Genomic DNA, 21,624 nt, shown 5'->3' with positions numbered 1-21,624 from the left:
GAGGAGGCGAAACCCTTGGAATCCCATGTCCTAGATCTCATCCATACCATCACCTTCCTGGATGTCATCGATATCTTGGTGGTTGCTTATTTCCTCAATAAGCTCTACCAAATGCTGAAAAACACACGGGCGGCGTCCCTTGTCAAGGGCCTTTTGATGCTGCTTTTGGTCATGCTCGTCAGCAAATGGCTGAATCTGTATGTGATCAACTGGCTCCTTGAAAAATTCATGACCATTGTCATGTTTGCCCTGCCTATTGTTTTCCAGCCCGAACTGCGCCGTGCCCTAGAGCAGATTGGCCGAGGCAAACTGTTCCGCCGCAGCACGGTCCTTAATGAGATGCAGGTAGAAAACATGCTTGAATCGGTGGCTTTGACGGCTGATGATCTGTCCCGCAACAAGATTGGGGCCCTGATTGTCTTTGAACGGGAAACAGGCCTTGACGATTATATTGAAACGGGCGTCCGCATTGACGGACTGATCAGCACGGCCCTATTTGAAAATATCTTTATTCCGAATACGCCGCTCCATGACGGAGCTGTCATTGTCCGCGGCGACCGCATTGCAGCTGCAAGCTGCCTGTTGCCCTTGACGGAAGCGAGGAACCTCAGCCAGGAGCTGGGGACGCGGCACCGTGCGGCCATTGGTCTATCGGAACAGACTGATGCCCTGATCCTTGTCGTAAGTGAAGAGACAGGGGCAATTTCCCTTGCCCGCGGCGGCGCACTCCAGCGCTATCTGACCCACCGCGACGTGAAGGACCTTTTGCGTCCTGTCATGAAGGAACCCATGCTCAACTGGAAAGATTCCATCAAGGCAAAGCTTCTGAGCCTCAAGGATCGCAGCAAAGGAGGCGATGATGATGCTAAGCAGTAAACACCCAACAAGAAATTCGTGGCTGGCCCGGATCATGTGCGTCATCGTTGCGTCCATCCTTTGGGTCTATGTCATGAATGAACAGAATCCAATCACCACCCGTAGCTTTACCGTACCCTTGCAGACAGTGCATCTTCAGGATGACATGCTCGTCAAGGATTTGCCTGAAACGGTCAACGTGCGCGTAAGCGGGACGCGAAGCCAGATTGCGGCGCTTCGCACAGCGGATGTAAAAGCCTTTATCGATTTTGAGGGGGCCAGCAAAGGACGCAATACCTACCGCGTCACGGCCCAAGTCAAGAACGGCGAGGTCATCGAGATCACGCCGAGTCTGCTCCAGCTTGAAATCGATACACAGGTTTCAAAAGAGATGAAACTGGAAGCGCGCATTGTGGGCGTACCTCATAGCGGCATCACCGTAAGCCGGATGGATCTCAATCCCCTACAGGTGAAAATCAGCGGGGCGGAAGAGCGCATCAATCAAGTGGCCAAGGTCCTTGTCATGGTCGATATCTCAAACCACGATAAGAACTTTGAAACAGATGCGACCGCCGTGGCCGTTGACCAGTTGGGCCGCGAAATGTACGATGTCAAGGTGACGCCCAGCAAGGTTTCGACGACGGTCACCATCGTGCGTCAGCTAGGGACCAACGTTTTTCCTATCAAAGCCGATCTTTCGGGTAAACTGCCAAGTGGCATCACGCTGGTCGGAACCAAGATCACGCCCCAGACCGTGCGCCTGACGGCAGATCCCAAGGTCCTGGGAGAACTGAAGGAAATCAAGACGGCCCCCATTGTCCTTGACAATATCACAAGCAATGTGGAGCTTAATATGCCTCTCCAGATTCCTGACAAGGTCCTTGCCGATACGCATAATGTCATTGTTGAAATCACCGTGAAAAACGAAAAGGACCAATAAACCATGCTTTTTAGAATGAATAACCTCCGCGTCGGTCTTGAAAGCCGCCGCACCCTAGAGGAAGCGGCGGCACGGCAGCTTGGGATTGTTCCCCAAAAGATCCGCCGCGTGACACTCCTTAAAAAGGCCATCGATGCCCGACGCAAGAAGAGTATCACCTTTGTCTATCATCTGCTCCTTGATTTGGAGCTAACCAATGGGGAACGCAGCCGTCTTGAAAAAAAGCAGCTCATCCTGCCCTATAAAAGGGCACAGACCCCAAAGCCCCAGATTGGAAGCGAAAAGCTGCACGGGCGTCCCCTCGTGGTGGGACTTGGCCCTGCCGGGCTGATGGCTGCCCTCGAACTTGCGGAAAACGGCTACCATCCCCTTGTAGTGGAGCGGGGACGGGATCTTGCCCACCGCGTAAAAGATGTGGAAACATTTTGGCAAACGGGACAACTTGATCCTGTCAGCAATGTCCAGTTTGGCGCTGGCGGGGCGGGCACCTTTTCCGATGGAAAACTCACGACGCGGGTCAATGACCCCATTGTGGGACATATCCTTGAAACCTTTGTTGCCGCCGGTGCTCCGGAAGAAATCTTGTATGAACAAAAGCCCCATGTTGGGACGGACCGTCTCCGCATCATGGTCACGGGCTTGATCCATCGCATCAAAAAGGCGGGTGGGGAAATCCGTTATGAAACACAGGTGACGGATTTTCATCTGGATTCGAAAAAAGGGCTGACGGCTGTTACCCTAAACGGCCGGGAACGCCTCGAAACAAACGGCGTCATCCTTTGCTGCGGACACAGCGCCCGCGATACGTATGAAGCCCTTTATTCCCGCGGCGTCCATATGGAAGCCAAGGCATTTGCTGTCGGCGTGCGCATTGAGCATAGTCAGGCCCTCATCAACAAGGCTCAATACGGGCCATTTGCCGCGCATCCGAAGCTGGGGGCTGCTGACTATGCCCTCATCTATCATGACGCGTCCGGCCGGGCTGTTTATTCCTTCTGCATGTGCCCGGGCGGCGAAGTCGTTGCCTCCAGCTCTGAGATAGGAGGACTTGTCGTAAATGGCATGAGCCCCTACAAAAGGGATACGGGTCGGGCCAACAGTGCCCTTGTTGTTGCTGTGACACCCGACGATTTTCCCGAAGGTCCTTTGGGTGGGATGGTCTTTCAGCGCCGTTATGAGGCTCTTGCTTACAGGGCTGCTGGCGCTTACCGGGCTCCGGCCCAGTCAAGCCGCAGCTTTGTGGATCATACGGCACCGGATCTATCCGTTCCTTTTAAGACAACCTATCGGCGCGGCCTTGTTCCCTATGATTTGAGAAAGATCCTGCCAAACTTTGTCACCGATCCCTTGGAAAACGGGCTCCGTGATTTTGAACGCCGTCTGCCCGGTTTCAGCCGGGAAGGTCTTATGATAGGCGTGGAAACAAGAACCAGCGCGCCCCTGCGCATTGTACGCGGAGAAAATGGACAGTCCCTGAACTGCCGCGGCCTTTACCCCTGCGGTGAAGGAGCCGGCTACGCCGGCGGCATCACGAGTGCCGCTATGGACGGATTCCATGAGGCACGGCATTTTATGGCACGATTTGCGCCAACTGTGGTATAATTTTGTGTATATACAATTCTGTACAGGTAAAAAGGAGAGTTCATTCATGGAAAACATGACGATTGTAACGGGTCATAAGAACCCTGATACGGATTCCATCTGCTGCGCTTTGACCTATACCTATGTCAAACAGCAGCTCGGTGTACCGGCTGTCGCTTGCAGAGCCGGCAAAGTCAGCAAGGAAACCCAATACGTTCTTGATGCCTTCAAGATGGAAGCACCGAAACTCATCGAAGAAGTCGAACCGGGCCAAAAGCTTATCCTCGTCGACCATAACGAAGAATCCCAAGCTGTAGACGGTCTTGCCGATGCGGACCTAAAGGAAGTCATCGATCACCATCGCTTGGGCGGCCTGAAGACGGCTGCACCCCTTTATATGCGCGTTGAACCGCTGGGCTGCTGCTCTACCATTATTGCCAAACTGGCCAAGGAAAATGGTATTGCCCTGCCGCCGCAGTATGCAGGCCTGCTCTTTTCTGCCATTAGCTCTGATACGCTCTTTTTCAAATCTCCGACAACAACGGAAACGGACCGCAAGATTGGTCTGGAACTTGCTGAAATCGCCGGCATCAAGGATCCGAAAGCCTATGCCCTTGATATGCTGCAGCATGGTTCTGCCATCAACAGCAGCACGCCTGATGAAATCTGCCACGGTGATATGAAGGAATTTGATTTCCCGCAAGGAAAAGTCACCGTTGCCCAAGTGAACGTCATGGACGGCGAAAAAGCCAAGGAAAAATGGCCGGCATTGAAGGCCGCACTGGAAAAAATGGTGGCTTCTGGTGAATCTGACACGAGCCTTCTCATGGTTACGGATATCATGACGGAAGTGACGGAACTTCTTTGGGCTGGCAAGAACGGCGACGTCCTGGAAAAAGCCTTCGGCAACCCTGAAGCTGACGGTCACTTCCATATGCCCGGCGTCCTGTCCCGTAAGAAACAGATTGTTCCGCCTCTGACGGACGCTTTCAGAAAATAAAAAATGTACGAGAGGCTGTGAAAAAATGAGAATTTCATTTTCTTCATGGCCTCTCTTTTTTCGTACCTGATACAATAAGGACAAACAATGATCCAGGAGGCTTCTATGCGAAAAATTTCTTTTTTGTTGGGACTTGTACTCCTCACCTTTGTCATAGGGATGGGAAGCTGCGCCACCCCTAAAAAGGACAGCCAAGCTAAGCCCCAACCGGCGCCTAGCTTGACGCATCCCATCAGTATGGTTTGGCAGCATAAGGATGATCCCAGCGTGGATCTTTCATCGCTGCCCAAGGTCCCAGGCCTGACCGTTGTTTCGCCGTGTTGGTACCGTGTAACGGGGGAATATGGAAAGGTGGAAGGCGCGGCTGTGCCAGGGTATACGGAACGGGCCCACAAAAAAGGGTACCAGGTCTGGCCGCTTGTGACCAATTCCTTTGATCCGGATCTTACTCATAAATTCCTTCAAGACCCCCATGCCCAGCGCTTTATCATTGACCAGCTCCTGAAAGAGGCTGAAACGCACGGTTTTGATGGAATCAATATCGATTTTGAGAACATCTATGAAAAAGATCGTGATGCCCTCACAAGCTTCATGGCCTATCTGCGCCGTCAATCCCAAAAGAAGGGACTGATCCTCAGTATGGATGTCACAGCTCCCAGCCGCAATCCCAATTGGTCCCGCTGCTACGACCGGAAGGCCTTGACGAAAAGCGTGGATTATCTTGTTCTCATGACGTATGATCAATTTTCTCGGCTGAGTAAAGTGCCGGGACCGACGGCTTCTTTCAATTGGGATGAAAAGAAGGTCCAAGAGACTCTTGCCCAGGGCGTTCCCCCGGAAAAACTTCTATTTGGTCTCCCACTTTATATGCGCCTATGGGAGGCCCCGGAAGGCACCAAGGAGTATCGGGCGAGAACCCTTGGTATGTGGCAGGCCCAGCAGCTCATTCATGATAAAAAGAACCTTCCGACCTTCCGGAAGACCTGGCTCCCAGAGGAAAAGATGACTCGGGTTTCCTATACGGAAGGCGGCAGGGATTATGTCTTTTGGCAGGAAGATGCCTTGAGCCTCTACTATAAGTCCCGTCTCGCAATACAGTATCAGCTGGCAGGGACGGCAGCCTGGCGATATGGCTTTGAAACGCCCGATGTCTGGCACCTTCTTGAAATCAGTCAGAAAAATGGAGCCCATGCTTCCCAACAATAATGTCCTGTTTCCTATTTTTATAATAATAATCATAAAATAATTCTTACTTGATTTATGGACTATGAGCCCGTATAATGTATGAGGAACCCAAAGAAACAATCAAAGACCACTATATCTTGTGGTCTTTCTTACTTTTAGGAACAAGAAAGGAAGCCACTTATGGACATCATGATCCGCAAACGGGACGGGCATTTTGAACCCCTTTCCGTCGAAAAGACCAAGCGTATGATTGCTTTTGCCTGTCTGGGACTTGATTCATGCGATCCCATGGAGCTTGAAATGGATTCCAAGCTTCAGTTTGTCGATGGTATGACCACGAAACAGATCCAGCAGACCTTGATCCGCACGGCCATTGAAAAAGTCATTCCCTCCCGTCATGAAGGGGGCGGGGTACCCCTTCAGGAGATGAATCCGGATTGGCAGTTTGTGGCTGCCCGCCTGTTCCTCTTTGACCTCTATAAAGAGGCTGCCATCCAGCGCCGTTATAAGGCCTTTGGTTATGGGAATTTCTCCAATCTCATCCATATGCTGGTTGACAAGAAGAAATATGCTGATTTTTTTGTGACGGACTATACGGAAGATGAGCTCCAGGAATTGGGGGATTATATCAAACCGAAACGGGACTACCTTTTTAACTATGAAGGACTCAAACTCCTGGCAGACCGTTATCTTGTACGGGGATTTAACAAGGAAGTCTATGAACTGCCGCAGGAACGCTTTATGGCCATTGCCATGCATCTTGCTCTCGTTGAAGGGAAAAACAAGGTGGCCTACGCCAAGAAGTTCTATGACCTTATGAGCGAGCTCAAGATGACAACGGCAACGCCGACCCTTGCTAATGCTGGCACGCCATTTCATCAGCTGTCCAGCTGTTTTGTGGCAGGTGTCGATGACAACCTTTGGTCCATTTATGATGTGAACAGCAAGTTCTCCCGTGTTTCCAAGCATGGAGGGGCCCTAGGCATCTATCTGGGGAAGGTTCGGGCCCTCAACAGTGATATCCGGGGATTCAAGAACTCTTCCGGAGGGGTCATTCCCTGGGTCCGGCTCTATAACGATACGGCTGTTGCCGTTGACCAGCTCGGTAAGCGCAAGGGCGGCGCGACGGTGACCCTTGATATTTGGCACAAGGATTTTTATGAATTTGTTGAACTGAGGACCAATAACGGCGATGATCGGCGCAAGGCCCATGATATCTTTCCCTCTATTTCCGTTCCGAACCTCTTCATGGAGCGCCTCATCAAACGCGAAAATTTTACCCTCTTTGATCCGCATGAAGTGAATACGGTCATGGGCTTTGCTCTGGAAGACTTCTACGATACGGAGGAAGATAAAGCCTTTACGGAGCATTACCTTGCTTGTGAAAAGGATTCCCGTCTCCATGGCATCAGCGTCCCCGCCCTTGAGATGATGAAAAAAATCATGAAAAGTGCCGTTGAAACGGGAACCCCTTTCATCTTTTTCCGGGATACGGTCAATGAAGCCAATCCCAATAAGCACGCGGGGATGATCTATGCTTCGAACCTGTGTCATGAAATCGCACAGAATGTGGGCTTTACGAACCTCAAAAAAGAAATCCTTGAGGACGATGGGACCATTACGACAGTGACAGCGCCAGGCGATATGGTCACCTGCAACTTGAATTCCATCAACCTTGGCAAGATTGATGAGGATTTCCTGGAAGAACAGATTGCCCTTCAGGTGCGCATGCTCGATAATGTCATTACCATCAACCAGACGCCGGTACCGGAGTCCCGGCTGACTTGTGACAAATACCGGGCCATTGGCCTTGGCACGAGCGGCTACCACCATTATCTTGTAAAGCACGGCCTGCGCTGGGAATCAAAAGAACACATAGCCGCGGCTGATGCCCTTTTTGAAAAGATTGCCTACTATGCCATCAAAGCGTCCATGGAACTTTCCAAAGAAAAGGGGGCTTATCCTGCCTTCAAGGGATCTGAATGGGATACGGGCAAATACTTTACCCGGCGCGGCTATACCAGTGAAAAATGGCAGCGTCTTGCTGCCGACGTCCACAAGTACGGTATGCGCAATGGGTATCTCCTTGCTGTGGCGCCAACCGGTTCAACGAGCAACATTGCCAATACAACGGCTGGCATCGATCCTATTTTCAAGAAATTCTTCATAGAGGAAAAACAAGGATCCTTTACCCCGAAAACGGCACCGGACCTTAACCCAAAGACATTCTGGCTCTATAAGGAAGCTCATACCATTGACCAGCAGTGGTCCATTCGTGCCAATGCAGCCCGTCAGCGCCACATCGATCAGGCCCAATCCTTTAATCTTTATATCACGCCCCGCATGAAGGCCTCGGAAATACTGAACCTCTATATTGAAGCCTATAAACAGGGCATCAAGACCATTTACTATGTGCGGAACCAGTCCCTTGAAATGGATGAATGCACAAGCTGTTCATCCTGACTGTGTGAGAAGGAGCGCAAGATGAAAAAGAAACTTATTTTTAATGAACATGGGCAGCGCGGGACCCAGGCAATGATTGGCGGTAATACGACAAACCTGCGCGAATGGAACCGAATCAAATATGATTGGGCCAATACACTTTACCGGACCATGCTCAATAACTTCTGGATTCCCGAAGAAATTTCCTTGAACGAAGATATCAAGCAGTTCCCGTACCTTACGGACAGCGAGCGCCGTGCCTTCGATAAGATTATTTCTTTCCTGAACTTTCTTGACAGCGTCCAGAGCGAAAACCTGCCAAACATAAGTCGTTATATCACGGCACCGGAAGTGGCGTCCCTCTTAAACATCCAGGCTTTTCAAGAGGAAATTCACGCGCAGAGTTATTCCTATATCCTTGATACGGTGACAAATCCCATTACACGGGATAAGATTTATGATGAATGGCGCACGGATTCGACGCTATTGGAACGGAATCGGTTTATTGCCGATGCGTATCAGCGCTTCAGCGATGATCCGAACGAAGGCAATTTCCTTCATACCATTGTGGCAAACTATATCCTTGAAGGCATTTATTTCTACTCAGGTTTTAGTTTCTTTTACACCTTGGCCCGCCAGGGGAAAATGACCGCAACGAGCACCATCTTCAAATATATCAACCGTGACGAAGTGACGCACCTCATTCTCTTCCAGAATATCCTCCGCGAACTGCGTCATGAACGGCCCGATCTTTTTACAAAGGAGCAGGATGCTCATATTGCCGACATGATCCGTCAGGGTGCGGAAAATGAAATCAAATGGGGCCAGTATATTACGGATGATAAGATTCTGGGGCTCAATAATGGCCTGATCGAAAAGTACATCAAGTATTTGGCCAATATCCGCCTTGAAGCCATTGGACTTGCGCCCCTTTACCCGGAAATCAGTCAGAATCCCATGGAATGGATTGAAAGCTTCTCCAATCTCAATGGAACGAAAACGGACTTTTTTGAAGCGAAAGTAACGAACTACACGAAAGCCGCCGCTTTTGACTTTGACGATTTGGTATAGCATAACATAAAAGATCCCAACGAATGGTCTATGTGACGCGTTTGTTGGGATCTTTCATTTACAGGACGCCGCTTGCGTCGGTTTCCGTGAGGAGGCCGGCAGATAGGGGCAGGGCAAGTTTCAAGATCGCGGTCATGGGCTGTGAGCCTTGAAGACGCTCGATGCTTACACGGCCAAGAAACGTATAGCTTTGGGTGCCGCCGTAGGCATCTTTTTTATTTTCACGAACAAAAAGAAGAATATAACCCGCTTTTTCCTTTTCCCTGCACAGCCTTTCATAACGCTGCCCCGTCTTTGAATGGGGTGTCGTCGTACTTTGGCTTTGCCAGTGAAAGGTCATCCGATCGATGGAATAGTCTTCATAACGTGTTGTCTCCGAAAAGTCGCGGTCTGATTTATTCAGGGTTACAAGAAAGACATCCGTTGGATGGGTGACAGCAAAACTCTTTTCTGGGGTCAGGAACTTGACGCCCTCGCGGATGGAACTGGGATGATCGTACCCAAGCGCGGCAAAGATTTGGTTTCTTGTGTAGTGACAATAGACTTCAAGGGCACAGGGATAAAGGACCCCGGGGGACTGGGGCAGGAAGGACAAGGCGTTTTCCTGCATCGTCAAAAAGGCCTCCAGTTCCTTGATAAAGGGATGCCAGTGGCTAAGGCTCAAGATGAGCGCTTCTGGGGAAATAATCCCAAGGGCTTCCAGATCCTTTGAAAGAAGAGTGTGGTACAGCATGGCCGCATATTCCCTATCAAGAATCGTTGTTGGCCGTTGAGGAGCTTTCAGGTTTTCCTTGAGATAGGAAATCCAGTGCGGGGAATCCAGGGAAAGGAGCGTCGGATAAGCTCTCATGAGGACTTTTTCCTCAAGGCTTTCTTCCCGTTCTTCTATGAGGCCGGCCTTCATGAGCAGCCTTGTGTAGGTTCGCTTCCCATTATAAAAAAGGTGGGAATCGATGCCGGAAGCTTTGAAAAATTCCGCAAGTGTCGGTACGCTCCCTGTTATCTCGTAAAGTTCACGAATGGTTTCCAGATAGTAGGAAAGGCCTTTTAGCTGGCTGTTGATATTTTCAAGGATTCTTTGCTGGGCAACTTTTTCCAGCTGAATGCAGCAGCCCTTGGGTGCGTGGGGAAAGCCTAGCTGAACTTCACGGCGAATGGAGAGGTTCCTTGTCCCCATGAGGGCAAAAAGACGGGAAGCAAAGTCGTATTTTCGGTTTGCCTGAGCGACAAAATCAAGGACCGTAAGGCAGTCCTTGCCTTCAAAAAGGCGCAGGCCGCGTCCCAGCTGCTGTAAAAAAATGGTGAGACTGTTCGTGGGACGCAGGAAAAGTACCGTATTGACGGCGGGGATATCGACGCCTTCATTAAAGATGTCGACAACAAAAAGGAAGGTCAGCCTGCCGGAAGCTAGGTCAGCTGCTGCTTTCCGGCGCACTTCATCAGGTGTATCCCCCGATAGGGCAAGGGAAGGAATCCCCGCCTTGGTGAAGAAACGGGCCATGAATTCGGCATGCTGGATTCCAACGCAAAAACCGATGCCTTTTACATCCCGCAGATCACTGGTATAGCGAGTGAGAGCCCTTAAGATGGCGTTGGCCCTGATCTCTGCCGTATGATCCCTAGCATAAAGATGGATAAGCTCATCTGTTTCATACTGCCCCTTTGACCAAGCAACGTGACTCAAGTCGATGGGGTCCTCTACGCCAAAATAATGGAAAGGAACCAAGAGACGTCTTTCAATCGCTTCAGAAAGACGGATTTCCGCTGCCATATGACCATCAAAATAAGAGAGGATGTCTTTCCCATCCATGCGTTCTGGCGTTGCCGTAAGGCCCAGAAGGATCCTTGGCTTGAAATAGGAGAGTAGTTTCTGGTAACTCGGTGCTGCTGCATGATGGAATTCGTCAACAATGATCATGTCATAGTAATGGGAATCAAGTTTTTCCCACAGACGCTGGTGCTGAAAGGTTTGAATGGAGATAAAAAGATGGTCCGCCCGTTTGGCCTTGAAGTTTCCTACGGAAAGTTCCCCAAAGCCTGGATCTTGGAGGACTTGACGAAAGGCGGAAAGGGATTGGGTGAGGATTTCCTCCCGGTGGGCCACAAAAAGAAGACGGGTTTCCTTGTTTCTATTTTTGGCAAAGCGAGCGTAATCAAAAGCTGCAATGGCGGTTTTTCCTGTACCCGTAGCGGCAACAACGAGATTGCGCGTGCGGTGATGGATTTGCCGCTCAGCCTGCAGGGCATCAAGGATCTGTTCCTGATACGGGTAGGGACGGATTCGGAAAGCATAGGAAAGGGCGGAACCTTCCTTTTTGCCCCGTCCCCGTTCAGCATCAATGGCGTCTTCAAGATACGGACGGTCTTTTTCGCTAAAGTCCTGAAATTCATCACTATGCCAGTATGTATCAAAGGTCGTATGGATTTTTTCCATGACAATGGGCATATCCTGCTGGGTGATCTTCATATTCCATTCAAGTCCATCGGCGATGGCTGCATGGGAGAGATTTGATGATCCGACATAAGCCGAGGAAAAGCCGCTGCTGCGGTAAAAAATATAGGCCTTGGCATGAAGACGCGTTTCCTTGACATTGTAGGAAATCCGGACCTCCGTATTGGGAAGAGCTGCCAGCTCGGCTACGGCCTTGGGATCGGTCGCACCCATATAGGTTGTCGTAAGGACGCGGAGCTTTCCTCCATGGCGGGTGAATTCCTGGAGATAGGGGCGGATCATAATATACCCTGAATATTTGATAAAGGAAACGAGCAGGTCGATGCGGTCCGCGGATTGGATTTCCCGCTGCAGTTCCGTTACAAGGGAAACGTCCTTTTTGCTGTTGGTAAAGAGCGTGGAATGGGAAAGCCCCGATAAAGGCCGCTCCAGAATGATTTCCTTGAGGGTATTCTGACGCCGTTTCAGCTGGGTGAGAAGAAAATCCTCACGGCTTACGGTGTGGCCTTCGCCTAAGGTTTCCATGCGTTTTGAAAGAAGCCGGATGAGGTCATTGACAAGATGAAGTTCCTTACTAAGGGCCGTACTTCCTTCTTCATCCTGATCGGCGATTTCCTTTAGGCAACAGTGAATGAGGCGGCCGGCATAATCAGATAGATAACGGGCCCCTTCCTGGGAATCGACCGTCTCCGTCTCCTTCCAAATCTGTTCTTCTTTGCTTGCCTCGTCAAGCACCTTCCCGAGTTCGTCTGAAATGACGCGCTCATAGATTCCATCAGGCAGCAGCGTAAGTTCCATAGGGCATCCTCCTTTATGCTTTCCAGTATAGCAGATCGCGTCCTTTCCTGCAGCTAAAAGAAAGAGGGGGAGCGTGGCAAATCCATTGCATGAATGGCCGGCACCTGTTACAATAAATGCAGTATGTAGGACAGAAAAAGCAAAGGAGGCCTCGCTGTGTCCGTAATCATTGCAGAAGAACTGAGAGCTGGGTACATCCTCGGTGATCCAGATAATGACCAATATCTATATATGCCGGGCAGTGAGATTGGTGTGGACGATCCCATGTGTATTTTTGAGGACAAGGATTTTAAAACCGATGTTCACCTCAAGGAAGCTGTGGAGATTGCTAAGAAACTGACACTGAAACGGGTCCATCATCCCCTCATGGGTGATCGGTCCTATTGATGAATCGAAGTAGAAATGGAGCAAAACAATGGAAAAAGAAATTTTCAGCATTGATGTTGGGAGAGCGGCCCTGCGCATGGCCATGTCTGAAACAAGGGACGATGAGGACCGCCTGAAAGCAAATTACGCCAAAGAAGGATTCCGTACGGCTGCCGTTAATTTTGGCGGTGAGTTTTTGCCAAGCGTCACAAAGATTGTGGAACGTGCCATGGTGGCGGCCGAACGGCAGCATATCGTCTCAGACAGTCACGTCGGGGCTGGAACTGTGGCAGGTGCTGCCCATGAAGCCCTAAGCCAGGTTATTGCCAAAGCCTCGGGCTTTAATGTCGGCGGCAAGGTGGGCATTGCTCGTTATGGGGAACACGTCTGCGTCGCCATCTTCATGAGTGTTGGCGTTCTGAACCTCAATGAAATGGCTGTTGGCCTTGCTCATCGGACCCTTGCCGGTGTGGACTGAACCGCAGTCTAAAAGATGGGCTGTTGCCGGAAGGCTCCCTTTGCCGCCCTGTTTTTCCTTTTACAATTTTGTTGACACACCCTATAAGATGTGGTAAAATGACAAAGTCGCTGATAAGTACGACATGGTGGCTATGGTGAAGCGGTTAACACACCGGATTGTGGCTCCGGCACGCGTGAGTTCGATCCTCACTAGCCACCCCACTTTTTTTGTGCTTATTGGGGCATAGCCAAGTCGGTAAGGCACGGGACTTTGACTCCCGCATGCGTTGGTTCGAGTCCAGCTGCCCCAGCCATTTGATTCACTAGCTCAGTTGGTAGAGCACCTGACTTTTAATCAGGGTGTCCCGGGTTCGAATCCCGGGTGGATCACCACTTCAACTGTAAGCTCCCTATCCTCAAAGAGGGTGGGGAGTTTTGATTTATGTACGACTTTTGCTGTCATGCGATAACGCGGAAAGGAACAATCATGGAAAAAGTTATCATCGAAAGCTTTACCCTTGACCATACAAAGGTCATTGCCCCCTATGTACGTCTCATTGGGGAAGAACAAGGGGAACACGGCGATATTGTCTCCAATTTTGATGTCCGCCTGGCCCAGCCAAACAAAGAAGAAATCCCTACAGGGGGCATGCATACCTTAGAGCATCTTTTGGCCCTTTATCTACGCCCTCGCATCAAAGGATATCTTGACTGCTCTCCCTTTGGCTGCCGCACGGGCTTCCATCTCCTGTGCTGGGGCCACCATGATCCCAGGGACGTGGCAAAAGCCCTCAAGGAAGCGTTGGAACTTATTGTAACGACAAAATGGGAAGACGTGCCGGGAACAAAGGAAAAGGAATGCGGCAACTATAAGGACCATTCCCTCTTTTGCGCCCAGGAATGGGCCAAACAAATCCTAAAAAAGGGAATCAGCAGTGATCCCTATGAACGTCGTTTGGTGTAAATGAAAAAGGAAAAGGACCTGTCGCTCAAAGCGATAGGTCCTTTTTTGGTGCGGATGACAGGACTTGAACCTGCACGTCGAAGACACTAGATCCTAAGTCTAGCGCGTCTGCCAATTCCGCCACATCCGCATAAAGATCCCCGCGTCAAGCCATACAGGGATATGAAAGATTATAATCTAAAATGACAAGAATTGCAAATGTTGATTTTGGGAAGGCGTGGAGAAGAGTTGTCTACAATTTGGAGGGTTTGTTATCAAATTGATAAATAAAAGATGTAGATTTTTATAAATTGTAAAACTTGGTACTTAATATTACTTTAACATCGTGATATAAAGGACAAAACTTTAAGTTATAAAATATTTACTATATAATATATTTGATGTAAGAATGATTCAATGAAAGATAAATCGTCATCATTCAAAAAATAAATCGCAGCACGATTCCTGAAAGAGATACGGTGAGCGTCGTAGGGGTTCATACCTTCCATAAGGATGAACTGTGCAGGGCGGTAGGAGCCAGAATTGATTTTTCTGGCGGCCGTAGATTGCGAGGGCTTATGAATGAAAACAAAGAGCGTTGGATCAATATTGAAGAAGTCGCCGAATATATCGGTGTCAGTCCTGTGACGGTTCGCTACTGGCTGCGCAGTGGAAAGAACCTGCCTGGAAAAAGGGTGGGGCGGCAGTGGCGTTTCCGAATCAAGGATATTGATGAATGGATCAAATCAGGAAAAAGCAATTTCGATGATTGACCGATTTTTTCCTCTTTTTCCATGGGAAAGAAGGCTCTGCCTGAAAAAGGGCAGGGCCTTTTTTGCGATGAAGACAATGTGTTTGTATCCTGCGGGTGGATCCTTATCTACTATGGATATCGCTATAATTAGAAAATACTAAATTTACATGTAATTCAAATTTTAGTACAATCTAAATCATCAAAGGATGAATAGAATGATAAGAAAAAGTAGATATGAAGAATCATAAGAAAGATGATTTCTTTTTGATGAGGACTTGGGATTCGGACACGATGACGAAAGGTGGGGACTGATTTCATCTTTTTATACGATTTGCTGGGCTGCGGAATACGCCATGAATAAGAGGTCAAAAGGATTGCCATCTGCTCATAAATGCGCGTCAGGCTTTTCTCAGGATGCCAAGGAAATCGAGATGCGTCTTCTTCTCAGTCACTCATGGATTTCATGTAAGGAGAGGCTGGCTATATCTCAAATTTAAAGAAAGTGGATATCCATTGAAGAACGTTCTGAATATCCTGATGTCAGTACCGTGACCAATCGCTCTTGGATCTGTTCGAAAAAGGATATTCCAGCTGTTCGGGTTGGCAGTCAGTGGCGCTTCAAGATCGAGGACGTCGATGAATGGACCCAATCAGGAAGAAGCAATTTCAGCGCCTGAACAAAGGCGTGTGCACATATTCCTCCGTCTACAGGATCGGAAGACTTTTTATAGAATCGGGTAAAAAGTGAGGGACCCTGAGGCTGGTTCAGTAAGCATCATGAAGCTTAGGGGTCTCTTTTTTGTGCGAATAATAAAAACTATAAGGAAAAAGAAAATATATATATTATCCTATATAATTTCGTATAATTTTATATAATTTAATATATTAGCGTTTTTTTTTTTTTGATAATAAGTAAGAAAATTGCAACTTTTATTATATTTCTTTTTGTAGTATAATACCAACTAAAGAAAATAAATACCATAATAACCATAATAACCATAATAACCGTAATAAACATAATAACCGTAATAAACATAATAACCGTAATAACCATGAAGCTGTATCATGGTTATCAATACGGAAAGAGATGGGAGAGGATGATGGTGGACCATAAGTGGATATCCATTGAAGAGCTGTCTGAGTATCTTGGTATCAGTGCCGTGACCATTCGCTCTTGGATCCGTTCGGGAAAAGATATTCCGGCTGTCCGGATTGGCCGTCAATGGCGCTTTCGGATTGAAGAGATTGATGAATGGATTGAATCCGGAAGAAGTGAACTCGTATGACAGCCTGAAAATGGCTGCTGATTCGTATCGGATGATAAATGCGGGGCATAAGAGAATAGGCCCCGCTTCTTTCATGCATTCATAAATAATTTTTTTCTTATGATTTTGTAGATCTTGCTATTCCTATAGATTGGAACTTGTTGTTTTGATAGGATGCATTCACTACAATAAAAAGGTAAAAACAAAAGAGATTTAGAGAAAACAGAAGAAAATCGCGATGATGAATTGGCAAGAGTAAAATCTTCATGAAATTTTCATCTTTTACAAATAGAATAAAAGAATCATAGTGAAAGATGGAATAAGAATAAACAATTTCAGTATAAAGAAAAAATTATATAATTGATAATTGATTTAATAATAAAATAAATATAAATATCAAATAATATATTAAAATCAATTGAAAAGGAAATATAAATCTGCTATAATGATTTCTGCTTACTTTGCGAAGGCATGGCCCATCAAATCACGGAAAGGAGGATGCTCTATGTCAAAGATTGAGAAACAGTGGATCTCCATTGAGGAACTTTCTGAATATCTTGGCATCAGCGCTGTGACCATACGTTTCTGGATCCGCTCGGGAAAGGACATCCCTGCTGTCCGTATTGGCCGTCAATGGCGTTTTCGGATCTCGGATATTGATGAATGGATTAAATCGGGAAAAAGCAATTTCAGTTGAAATGAATGGGTGGATGTTGGTTTGCTGCCGGTCCCCTCATGTAGGAACTCCCCAAAGAAGGATGGTAACGTCTTCTGTGGGGAGTTTTTTCTTATGAGAACCCAATGGTTAACCCTAACTTTTTGATAAAAAAGTTATTGCAAGTAATATTTATTTGTTATAGCGTATTTTTCAATTTTTTTAAAGTCCCATACAATTCGAACTATAGTATAATAATAAAGTCTCTTTGTTTAGTAAAATAAAGAGATGATTACGAAGCGCTTTGGCGTTTCCATGAAAAGAGGCGCTGCGATTAGAGAAATCAACTAGTAGATGTATTAGGTATAACCAGATAGGAAAAAGATTCACTTGATGGGGGAAAAGAAAAAAACGTGCATAAAAAACGATAGATCCCGTAAAAGATAAAGAAAAAATGAACATACCGGAAATTGATTGCCCAGAACGTCCTTATTTGGACAAGGATATAGAGTAAATTATTTTTTTGAATAAAAACTGTTAGAAAATAATGTAAGAAATTGAGAAGTGAAAAATAGATGTCGGTATGGTACTGTAATAGTGGAATTCTGGTGCACGTTCTATGCAATGCAGAAAAGGAATTTGGAGAATATGGAGGATTGGCACATATGGCAGACGTTAAAGATCAATGGATTTCAATCGAACAAGTAGCAAAATATCTAGGGGTAAGCTCCGTAACTGTCCGTTTTTGGATCCGGTCGGGAAGGGGAATCCCGGCTGTGCGGATTGGGCGGCAATGGCGTTTCAAAAAAGCATCCATTGATGAATGGATTAGCTCAGGAAAAAGCAGTTTTACTTGAGGCATATAAATGCCTGGGAAAAATGATGCAGAAAACTTTATCCCAGCATAGCTGGGATGAGATTTCCATATCGGATAACCTGCCGCAATTATAAAGGCAGGCGGAAAGGACTGGCGGGGGCTGTGTGCTTCAGGCTGGTTCTTTTTGTTTATGGGACAGAAGGGATGTGGAACCAATGGATCCTTTTCCTTTTGTCTTTTTAAACATGAAGTGATATCATTTCGTCGTGCCGATTGAAATCATGGAGGACTTGGATATGGAACTGAAGAAGGCGACAAAAGAAGATGTTGCGGCCATTGCAGCCCTAGAAGCACGCTGTTTTCCCAAACTGGAGGCGGCGACGGAAGCTTCTGTAAGGGACCGGGTTGCGGTCTACCCGAATCATTTTCTGCTCTTATTTGACGGGACACGTCTGGTTTCGTTTGTCAATGGATTTGTGACGGATGAAAGGAATCTTACGGATGAAATGTATGAAAAGGCAGGTATGCATGATGAAAATGGGGCCTGGCAGATGATTTTTGGGCTTGATACGGATCCAGATTATCAATGTCAGGGTCTTGCTGCTAAGGTCCTTATGGCTTTTATTGAACAGGCCCGTAAGGAAGGCCGCAAAGGTCTTGTCCTTACCTGTAAGAAACGCTTGATTCATTACTATGCCCGTTTTGGCTTTGTCGATGAGGGGGTTTCGGGCTCAACACACGGAAATGTCGTGTGGCACCAGATGAGGCTCACCTTTGCCGTTTAGAATCAAGGCCTGAAAGAACATAAAGCCTTTTGGGTTCACCCTTGGTGACCTCGTGGTGTTATATCGTTCCTTATTCCGCCTAAGGCGGGGCATGGGGGTCTTTTCCTTAAGGGGTACCTTTCGGAAGAGACCCTTTTTCGCATTCCTTCGATGTTTTTTATTCTTTCTTTTCTATTTTCTCCATTGTAAAATAATGAGAAAGAACGAGGACGCATTATTTTATGAAAACGGCGCTTTTAGAAAGAGAGGGATGACAATGCAGACGGGATTTCCAGAAGTGAAGAAAAAACTTGGTTTTGGAGCCATGCGTCTTCCCATGATTGGGGAGAAAGTTGATCTTGCAGCTTTTTCAAAGATGGTGGATCTTTTTCTGTCGGAAGGCTTCAATTACTTTGATACGGCTCATCCTTATCTTAATGGTGAATCGGAACTAGCGCTCCGCGAGGCCTTGACGAGCCGCTACCCGCGGGAAGCCTACCTTCTTGCCAATAAGCTCACGGCCCCTTATTTTGATCAAGAATCAGATATCCGGCCTTTTTTTGAAAAACAGCTTCAATGGTGCGGCGTCAGTTATTTTGACTTTTACCTGATGCATGCCCAGAATCTTGGCAACTATGATAAGTTCCAGCGCTGCCATGCTTATGAGACCGCCTTTGCCCTTAAAAAGAAGGCAAGATCCGCCATGTGGGCCTTTCTTTCCATGATAAGGCAGAGGTCTTGGAACGGATTTTGGGAGATCACCCGGATGTTGAATTTGTCCAGATCCAGATGAACTATATTGATATGGAAAGCACTGCCGTTGACGCAAGACGGGTTTATGAGACATGTCTCCGCTTTCATAAACCCGTGATTGTCATGGAACCCGTTAAGGGCGGGAGTCTTGTAAAGCTGCCGCCAAAGGCGCAGCATCTTTTCGATACCCTCCAGCAGGGCGCTTATCCCAAGGCGTCAAACGCAAGCTATGCCATTCGTTTCGTGGCAGGTCATGAGGGAATTTTCATGGTTTTATCGGGCATGAGCACGCTTTCCCAGGTGGCGGACAATACGTCTTTCATGAAGGATTTCAAACCTCTTACGGATAAAGAAAAAAGAACCCTAGACGGCGTTGTCGAAGTCTTCAGCCAGCTTGACGCTGTCCCTTGTACGGCGTGCCGCTACTGCATCGAAGAAAATCACTGCCCGAAGAAGATTCCTATTCCAGATATTTTTTCCCTTCTCAATTCCATGCGTGTCTTCAACAATCATAATGCCAATTTTTACTATGAAAATGTTGTGACAGCAAATGCAGGAAAGGCCAGTGACTGCATTCTCTGCGGTGCCTGCGAGCATGTCTGTCCCCAGCATTTGACGATTCGCAAATTCCTTAAGGAGGCGGCAGCGACGTTTGAAGAACCAAAGAAAGGATAATAAAACGTCACAGTGACAAGACAGACAGCATAAGGACCTGTAGTTCCCATGGTATAATGGCGCAAAAGCATGGAGGAGACGGGTCATGAAGAAAAAGGTCTTGATTGTTGTCGATATGCAGGAAGATTTTGTTTCAGGAAGTCTTGGTACCAAGGAAGCCCAGGCCATTGTGCCCCGCGTGGCAGAAAAAGCCGCCCATTTTGATGGAACGGTCATTTTCACCCTCGATACCCATGGGGCTGATTACCTCAAAACGCAGGAAGGCAGGATCCTTCCTGTGCCGCATTGCATCAAAGGAACGGCTGGTCATCGCCTTGTGCCGGAACTGGAGAATCTGGCGGAACGGCTTGGCGCGGAAAAAGTGGAAAAGGAAGCTTTTGGCTCCCTTGCTCTTGCTGGAAAGCTTGAAAAAGTGCGGGATACCATCGAGAGCGTCGAACTTGTGGGCCTTTGCACGGATATCTGCGTTGTTTCCAATGCCCTGATCATCAAGGCAGCCCTGCCCGAAGTGCCCGTCCTTGTCGACAGTCACTGCTGCGCTGGGGTTACGCCTCATTCCCATGAGGCGGCTCTGGAGACGATGCGGAGCTCACAAGTGAAAATTTTATGAGCCCTCAAGAAAAAATTGTCCCAAGGACAAGCACAAATCTACAAAACGTGATATAATGTCAAATTAGAAGTGGAGCGCCCAGCTCTTCATTCAAAAAACAAATAGGAGTGGTTAGGAATGCCTTTTATTGATCATCTGAAATCTCGCGTCAAACCGATTCAAAAGAGAATCGTTCTTCCGGAAAACAACTCTGACAGAGCCCTTAAAGCAGCTGCCATTGTTGCTCGTGAAGGATTTGCCAAGATCATCCTTGTTGGGGATCCTGAACAGCTGAACCGTGATGCCAAGAGACTGGGTGTCTCCTTTGAAGGCATTGAAATCATCAATCCTGCAACCTATGAACGCATGGATGAGCTGTGCGCTTATTTTGCAAAACGCCGTGAAAAGAAGGGCATGACCGTTGATAAAGCCCGCGAAATCATGACCAAGGACACGACCTTCTTTGGGGCTGGCTTGGTTGCCATGGGCGATGCTGACGGGTGCGTTTCTGGTTCTACCCGTACTTCTGCTGATGTTATCAAGGCAGGTCTCCAGGTTATCGGTGTCCGTCCTGGCAACAAGACTGTTTGCTCCGGCTTTATCGTCCTCAGCAACACCAACCTTGGTGAAGGCGGTAAACTGGTCTTCGGTGACTGCGGTGTTATCCTTGACCCGACAGCTGAACAGCTTGCTGATATTGCTACGAGCTGCGCCATCCGTGCCCGTTATACCCTGGGTATCAAAGATGTCCGCGTTGCCCTCCTGACCTATTCCACGAAGGGATCCGGCACTGGTGAATCCGTTGATAAGGTTCAGCAGGCTGTTGAAATCCTGAAACAAAGAAATGTCGACTTTGCTTTCGACGGTGAACTCCAGGCTGACGCTGCCCTTGTTCCTGAAGTTGGCGAAAGAAAAGCTCCTGGTTCCAGCGTAGCTGGCCATGCCAACGTCCTCATTTTCCCGAACCTTGCTGCCGCTAACATTGGCTACAAGTTGGTTGAACGCTTCAGCGGCGCTACCTGCCTTGGGCCTCTGGTTCAGGGTCTGGCTAAACCGATCCTCGACCTGTCCCGCGGTTGCTCTGTCAGCGATATCGTTGATGTTGTTGCTGTCTGCGCAAGCGATGCTATCCTTGCTGACAGCCTGAAGTAATTCCGGTTAAGAAGTTGCAAAAGCTGCAAGAAAATGGATTTTCATTTTCCTGCAGCTTTTTATTTTTTCGCCTTGTGTAAAAATTGTACTCTATTCTTACACAATTTT

Annotated in this window: 19 protein-coding genes, 4 tRNA genes and 1 pseudogene; 22 read left to right on the top strand and 2 right to left on the bottom strand. The window is 47.9% G+C overall.

What is annotated here, in order from left to right:
* Positions 1-15 precede the first annotated feature (15 nt).
* The 7 genes from cdaA (at position 16) to HMPREF1246_RS02215 (ending at position 9,074) form a co-directional block, all read left to right on the top strand.
* The gene (cdaA, locus tag HMPREF1246_RS02245; RefSeq protein ID WP_014129023.1) at positions 16-876 is read left to right on the top strand and encodes a diadenylate cyclase CdaA; all 861 of its coding nucleotides are present in this window, start codon (positions 16-18) and stop codon (positions 874-876) included.
* Positions 857-1,795 carry a YbbR-like domain-containing protein gene (locus tag HMPREF1246_RS02240; RefSeq protein ID WP_035224158.1) on the top strand — a complete coding sequence of 313 codons (939 nt, stop codon included), beginning with the start codon at positions 857-859 and terminating at the stop codon, positions 1,793-1,795. Before cdaA ends, HMPREF1246_RS02240 begins: the two co-directional genes overlap by 20 nt.
* Before the next feature lie 3 nt (positions 1,796-1,798).
* Positions 1,799-3,397, top strand: coding sequence for an NAD(P)/FAD-dependent oxidoreductase (locus HMPREF1246_RS02235; protein ID WP_021736553.1), 1,599 nt, complete (start codon positions 1,799-1,801; stop codon positions 3,395-3,397).
* A gap of 46 nt (positions 3,398-3,443) precedes the next feature.
* Positions 3,444-4,376 (top strand): manganese-dependent inorganic pyrophosphatase, encoded by a 933-nt coding sequence (locus HMPREF1246_RS02230; RefSeq protein ID WP_009014634.1) that lies wholly within the window; start codon positions 3,444-3,446, stop codon positions 4,374-4,376.
* A gap of 105 nt (positions 4,377-4,481) precedes the next feature.
* Complete coding sequence (locus tag HMPREF1246_RS02225) at positions 4,482-5,582, top strand: glycosyl hydrolase family 18 protein (protein ID WP_016460016.1); 1,101 nt, start codon at positions 4,482-4,484, stop codon at positions 5,580-5,582.
* A gap of 159 nt (positions 5,583-5,741) precedes the next feature.
* A complete protein-coding gene (locus tag HMPREF1246_RS02220; protein ID WP_021736583.1) occupies positions 5,742-8,024 on the top strand; it encodes a ribonucleoside-diphosphate reductase subunit alpha in 2,283 nt (760 codons plus the stop codon).
* A 21-nt stretch (positions 8,025-8,045) separates the two neighbouring features.
* On the top strand, positions 8,046-9,074 hold the full coding sequence (locus HMPREF1246_RS02215) for a ribonucleotide-diphosphate reductase subunit beta (RefSeq protein ID WP_009014631.1): 1,029 nt from the start codon (positions 8,046-8,048) through the stop codon (positions 9,072-9,074).
* 58 nt (positions 9,075-9,132) lie between these two features.
* On the opposite strand, the gene HMPREF1246_RS02210 is transcribed toward HMPREF1246_RS02215, so the two are convergent.
* Entirely contained in the window at positions 9,133-12,324 is a 3,192-nt protein-coding gene (locus HMPREF1246_RS02210; protein WP_021736588.1) for a DUF3427 domain-containing protein, read from the bottom strand.
* A 156-nt stretch (positions 12,325-12,480) separates the two neighbouring features.
* Here HMPREF1246_RS02210 and HMPREF1246_RS02205 point away from each other — a divergent pair, with 156 nt between their 5' ends.
* The 6 genes from HMPREF1246_RS02205 to HMPREF1246_RS02180 all read left to right on the top strand — a co-directional run bounded on the left by HMPREF1246_RS02205 (position 12,481) and on the right by HMPREF1246_RS02180 (position 14,113).
* On the top strand, positions 12,481-12,711 hold the full coding sequence (locus HMPREF1246_RS02205) for a hypothetical protein (protein ID WP_009014629.1): 231 nt from the start codon (positions 12,481-12,483) through the stop codon (positions 12,709-12,711).
* 28 nt (positions 12,712-12,739) lie between these two features.
* Entirely contained in the window at positions 12,740-13,168 is a 429-nt protein-coding gene (locus HMPREF1246_RS02200) for a HutP family protein (protein ID WP_009014628.1), read from the top strand.
* Between the two features lie 127 nt (positions 13,169-13,295).
* Positions 13,296-13,371 (top strand) — tRNA-His (locus tag HMPREF1246_RS02195).
* Between the two features lie 16 nt (positions 13,372-13,387).
* Positions 13,388-13,463: transfer RNA gene (locus HMPREF1246_RS02190), tRNA-Gln, on the top strand.
* Positions 13,464-13,466: 3 nt separating this feature from the next.
* Positions 13,467-13,542 (top strand) — tRNA-Lys (locus HMPREF1246_RS02185).
* A gap of 94 nt (positions 13,543-13,636) precedes the next feature.
* Positions 13,637-14,113 (top strand): S-ribosylhomocysteine lyase, encoded by a 477-nt coding sequence (locus tag HMPREF1246_RS02180; RefSeq protein ID WP_009014627.1) that lies wholly within the window; start codon positions 13,637-13,639, stop codon positions 14,111-14,113.
* Between the two features lie 46 nt (positions 14,114-14,159).
* On the opposite strand, the gene HMPREF1246_RS02175 is transcribed toward HMPREF1246_RS02180, so the two are convergent.
* A tRNA-Leu gene (locus HMPREF1246_RS02175) sits at positions 14,160-14,243 on the bottom strand.
* Between the two features lie 427 nt (positions 14,244-14,670).
* On the opposite strand from HMPREF1246_RS02175, the gene HMPREF1246_RS02170 reads away from it, so the two are divergent.
* The 9 genes and pseudogenes from HMPREF1246_RS02170 (at position 14,671) to pta (ending at position 21,516) form a co-directional block, all read left to right on the top strand.
* Positions 14,671-14,865 carry a helix-turn-helix domain-containing protein gene (locus tag HMPREF1246_RS02170; RefSeq protein WP_009014626.1) on the top strand — a complete coding sequence of 65 codons (195 nt, stop codon included), beginning with the start codon at positions 14,671-14,673 and terminating at the stop codon, positions 14,863-14,865.
* A gap of 487 nt (positions 14,866-15,352) precedes the next feature.
* The gene (locus tag HMPREF1246_RS10210; protein ID WP_108911970.1) at positions 15,353-15,523 is read left to right on the top strand and encodes an excisionase family DNA-binding protein; all 171 of its coding nucleotides are present in this window, start codon (positions 15,353-15,355) and stop codon (positions 15,521-15,523) included.
* Positions 15,524-15,943: 420 nt separating this feature from the next.
* Positions 15,944-16,132 carry a helix-turn-helix domain-containing protein gene (locus HMPREF1246_RS02165; RefSeq protein ID WP_009014624.1) on the top strand — a complete coding sequence of 63 codons (189 nt, stop codon included), beginning with the start codon at positions 15,944-15,946 and terminating at the stop codon, positions 16,130-16,132.
* Positions 16,133-16,616: 484 nt separating this feature from the next.
* Positions 16,617-16,808, top strand: coding sequence for a helix-turn-helix domain-containing protein (locus HMPREF1246_RS02160; protein ID WP_009014623.1), 192 nt, complete (start codon positions 16,617-16,619; stop codon positions 16,806-16,808).
* A gap of 623 nt (positions 16,809-17,431) precedes the next feature.
* Positions 17,432-17,623, top strand: coding sequence for a helix-turn-helix domain-containing protein (locus HMPREF1246_RS02155; protein WP_021736523.1), 192 nt, complete (start codon positions 17,432-17,434; stop codon positions 17,621-17,623).
* A 256-nt stretch (positions 17,624-17,879) separates the two neighbouring features.
* Positions 17,880-18,368 (top strand): GNAT family N-acetyltransferase, encoded by a 489-nt coding sequence (locus HMPREF1246_RS02150; RefSeq protein ID WP_014129015.1) that lies wholly within the window; start codon positions 17,880-17,882, stop codon positions 18,366-18,368.
* 256 nt (positions 18,369-18,624) lie between these two features.
* Positions 18,625-19,775 (top strand): annotated as a pseudogene (locus HMPREF1246_RS11035) (aldo/keto reductase).
* Between the two features lie 85 nt (positions 19,776-19,860).
* Positions 19,861-20,385 (top strand): cysteine hydrolase family protein, encoded by a 525-nt coding sequence (locus tag HMPREF1246_RS02140; protein ID WP_021736559.1) that lies wholly within the window; start codon positions 19,861-19,863, stop codon positions 20,383-20,385.
* A 117-nt stretch (positions 20,386-20,502) separates the two neighbouring features.
* Entirely contained in the window at positions 20,503-21,516 is a 1,014-nt protein-coding gene (gene pta, locus HMPREF1246_RS02135) for a phosphate acetyltransferase (RefSeq protein WP_009014612.1), read from the top strand.
* The last annotated feature ends 108 nt before the right edge of the window (positions 21,517-21,624 follow it).

The sequence above is a fragment of the Acidaminococcus sp. BV3L6 genome (assembly GCF_000468835.1).
Taxonomy (GTDB): Bacteria; Bacillota; Negativicutes; order Acidaminococcales; family Acidaminococcaceae; genus Acidaminococcus; species Acidaminococcus intestini.
Note: the sequence above shows the minus strand (reverse complement) of the source record. Positions and strands in the feature narration are given on the sequence as shown.

Bases quoted from the DNA above. Each gene is read 5' to 3' on its own strand.
- HMPREF1246_RS02240 (WP_035224158.1), top strand. From the start codon at position 857: ATGATGATGCTAAGCAGTAAACACCCAACAAGAAATTCGTGGCTGGCC.
- HMPREF1246_RS02235 (WP_021736553.1), top strand. From the start codon at position 1,799: ATGCTTTTTAGAATGAATAACCTCCGCGTCGGTCTTGAAAGCCGCCGC.
- HMPREF1246_RS02230 (WP_009014634.1), top strand. From the start codon at position 3,444: ATGGAAAACATGACGATTGTAACGGGTCATAAGAACCCTGATACGGAT.
- HMPREF1246_RS02225 (WP_016460016.1), top strand. From the start codon at position 4,482: ATGCGAAAAATTTCTTTTTTGTTGGGACTTGTACTCCTCACCTTTGTC.
- HMPREF1246_RS02220 (WP_021736583.1), top strand. From the start codon at position 5,742: ATGGACATCATGATCCGCAAACGGGACGGGCATTTTGAACCCCTTTCC.
- HMPREF1246_RS02215 (WP_009014631.1), top strand. From the start codon at position 8,046: ATGAAAAAGAAACTTATTTTTAATGAACATGGGCAGCGCGGGACCCAG.
- HMPREF1246_RS02210 (WP_021736588.1), bottom strand. From the start codon at position 12,324: ATGGAACTTACGCTGCTGCCTGATGGAATCTATGAGCGCGTCATTTCA.
- HMPREF1246_RS02200 (WP_009014628.1), top strand. From the start codon at position 12,740: ATGGAAAAAGAAATTTTCAGCATTGATGTTGGGAGAGCGGCCCTGCGC.
- HMPREF1246_RS02180 (WP_009014627.1), top strand. From the start codon at position 13,637: ATGGAAAAAGTTATCATCGAAAGCTTTACCCTTGACCATACAAAGGTC.
- HMPREF1246_RS02170 (WP_009014626.1), top strand. From the start codon at position 14,671: ATGAATGAAAACAAAGAGCGTTGGATCAATATTGAAGAAGTCGCCGAA.
- HMPREF1246_RS02165 (WP_009014624.1), top strand. From the start codon at position 15,944: ATGATGGTGGACCATAAGTGGATATCCATTGAAGAGCTGTCTGAGTAT.
- HMPREF1246_RS02160 (WP_009014623.1), top strand. From the start codon at position 16,617: ATGTCAAAGATTGAGAAACAGTGGATCTCCATTGAGGAACTTTCTGAA.
- HMPREF1246_RS02155 (WP_021736523.1), top strand. From the start codon at position 17,432: ATGGCAGACGTTAAAGATCAATGGATTTCAATCGAACAAGTAGCAAAA.
- HMPREF1246_RS02150 (WP_014129015.1), top strand. From the start codon at position 17,880: ATGGAACTGAAGAAGGCGACAAAAGAAGATGTTGCGGCCATTGCAGCC.
- HMPREF1246_RS02140 (WP_021736559.1), top strand. From the start codon at position 19,861: ATGAAGAAAAAGGTCTTGATTGTTGTCGATATGCAGGAAGATTTTGTT.
- pta (WP_009014612.1), top strand. From the start codon at position 20,503: ATGCCTTTTATTGATCATCTGAAATCTCGCGTCAAACCGATTCAAAAG.